Raw genomic sequence first — 2,353 nt, 5'->3', positions numbered from 1 at the left:
TCCGGCACGGTGGCCGAGGCGGACGCGCCGCTGACCGTGCTCCCGACCCCGTCCCGTCCGGCGCACCCGCCGACACCGCGGCCGACCCCGTCGCCCTCGCCGTAGGCGTGCCCGGCGTCGATGCCGGCGAAGCCCCACTCCACTCCGGTCGCCACGCCGAGCGGCGGCGCCTCGCCGACGCCTGGCTCCTGCCCGGCGGTGCCTGCGCCGAGCTCGACTCCTGGCGCCACGGCCGGTCCGACCGTTGGTACGACGCCCGCTCCGACGTTGACCGCCACGGCTACGGCCATCGCGACGCCGTTGCCCACTGGATCCGGTTCATCGGCCGCCTTGCCCTCGCCGACCGCGACGGTGCCCGGCAGCTATTGCTGTGACCGAGAAGGTTCACCGGGTCGCCGGGGGTGGGCTCACCACTGGTCAGGGCCTCACCATGCGCGCAGGGGGCGAGGGGCAGGGCGGTTGAGGCATGGGGACAACCCCCCATCAACCCGGGTGCCAGCAGGATGGGTGACCGGTGCGACGACCCGGCAGGCTGGACATGCACGGGTACGGACACCAGAAACAGGGGAGATCGATGAGGGCACGCACGGGGGCCGCAGCACTGTGGACGGGACTGTGCCTGGTCGCGGTGGCAGGTTTCCACCCAGTGGCCGCCGCGGAGCGGGCGCCGGCATCGCCGCCCGCCGGCCTCGTCCAGGGCATCAAGCAGGCGGTTGCGGATGGATACCCGGGAGCCGTCGCCTACGTCAGGCATGGAGAGCAGGAGTCGCGCACGGCGGCCGGGCTCGCCGACACGGCGACCGGCGAGCGAGCCCTGCCGCACCAGCGGTTCCGGATCGCCAGCAACACCAAGTCATTCGTATCGACGGTGCTCTTGCAGCTGGAGGGCGAAGGACGGCTCTCACTGGACGACAGCGTGGAGAAGTGGCTGCCCGGCATGGTCCAGGGAAACGGCAACGACGGACGGGCCGTCACCGTCCGGCAGCTGCTCAACCACACCTCGGGCATCTACGACCCCACCGTCGAGGCGGAGTTCTTCGCCCCCTACCTGGTACGCCACGACTGGGACCACGTCTACACCCCGCGCGAGGTAATCGCCCGCGCCGTCCGGCACGAGCCGAAGTTCGCGCCCGGCAGCGGCTGGTCGTACTCCAACACCAACTACCTACTCGCCGGTCTGGTGATCGAGGCAGTCACACATCACAGCGCGCCCGCCGAGATTCACCGGCGGATTCTCGCCCCACTCGGGCTCAAAGACACCTCCTTCCCACTGACCGACCCCACCATCCACGGCCCTCACCTGCACGGTTACGACCTCAAGGGACAGGATGTGACCCGATTCAGCCCGTCGTACGACTGGACCGCCGGCGCCATGATCTCCACGGTCGACGACCTGGCCCGATTCCACCGAGCCCTGTTCACCGGAAAGCTGCTGCGCCCCGCCCAGCAGCGCGAACTCCTGACCACGGTGGAGTTTCCCGACACGCCGGCGTACGGACTCGGCGTGCAGCGCATGGAACTGCCGTGCGGTTCGGGCCCGGGCGCCTTGCCGATCAGTGTCTGGGAGACAGACGGCGGTGGACCCGGTTTCACCAGCGTTTCACTCACCACCGCCGACGGTGAGCGGCAACTGGTCCTCGCCGTCAACGTCTTCGACCTTGCGGCCGACCTGAAGGGCGAGCAGCCCGTCCCGCGGAGCCTGGGACTGGTGGAGGCGCAAGCGGCAGCCCTATGCGCCTGACGAGACCTCATGACACCAGGCACGGCGTTGTGTGGTGATGGGCACTCCGGTTCCACAGAAGCCCCGGTACGTGGCCGGCGCCCGCGGCCGCCTGGACCTCTGGGCGCGCCCCCGACCCGCAGGGTGACAGCGGACCGACCCCCACCATCACCGTCCCGGTGAACCTTCTCGGTCACAGCACTATCCGGCGTCGACTGCGGTGGTGAGCCCCTCGGCCTCCGCCACCGCAGCGGCGGCGCACTGGCCGGACGCCCGGACCGGTGCAGCGCTGTTGTATCGGCCGGGGCGGTTCGGCGGACGGTTCCTTCGGGGCGGGTGCTTCTGCAGCTGTTCTGGACTTGTTGCTCGGGCTGCTCTGGTCTCCACCGTCGGATGGAGGGCTGCCGAGGGCGCGGCGGCCCGGACAGTCTCCGAATGGCGGCTGCAGAAACCCACGAGCGTCTCCGGCGGGTCGCCCGCACACTGCTTTTATGATCTATCGGTCATGTAGAGTTGGGCTGTGGAGACGAAAGAGGAGATCTACCGGCACCTTCGCGACCTGCGGGACCACCTGGTGGCCCAGACCGGGCGTCTCGCCGAGATCAGTGACGGCGAGATCGTCATGATGATGAG

The 2,353-nt window shown here is 69.8% G+C and carries 2 protein-coding genes; both read left to right on the top strand.

All coding sequences use genetic code 11. From position 1 onward, the window contains the following. A partial coding sequence (locus AB0442_RS42240) for a hypothetical protein (RefSeq protein ID WP_366168813.1) occupies positions 1-374 on the top strand: 374 nt, incomplete at its 5' end. A 272-nt stretch (positions 375-646) separates the two neighbouring features. Further along, a complete protein-coding gene (locus AB0442_RS42235) occupies positions 647-1,741 on the top strand; it encodes a serine hydrolase domain-containing protein (RefSeq protein ID WP_366168812.1) in 1,095 nt (364 codons plus the stop codon). Positions 1,742-2,353 lie beyond the last annotated feature (612 nt).

It is taken from the genome of Kitasatospora sp. NPDC085895 (assembly GCF_040702125.1).
GTDB lineage: Bacteria > Actinomycetota > Actinomycetes > Streptomycetales > Streptomycetaceae > Kitasatospora > Kitasatospora arboriphila.
This window is presented reverse-complemented; position numbering and strand designations above follow the sequence as displayed.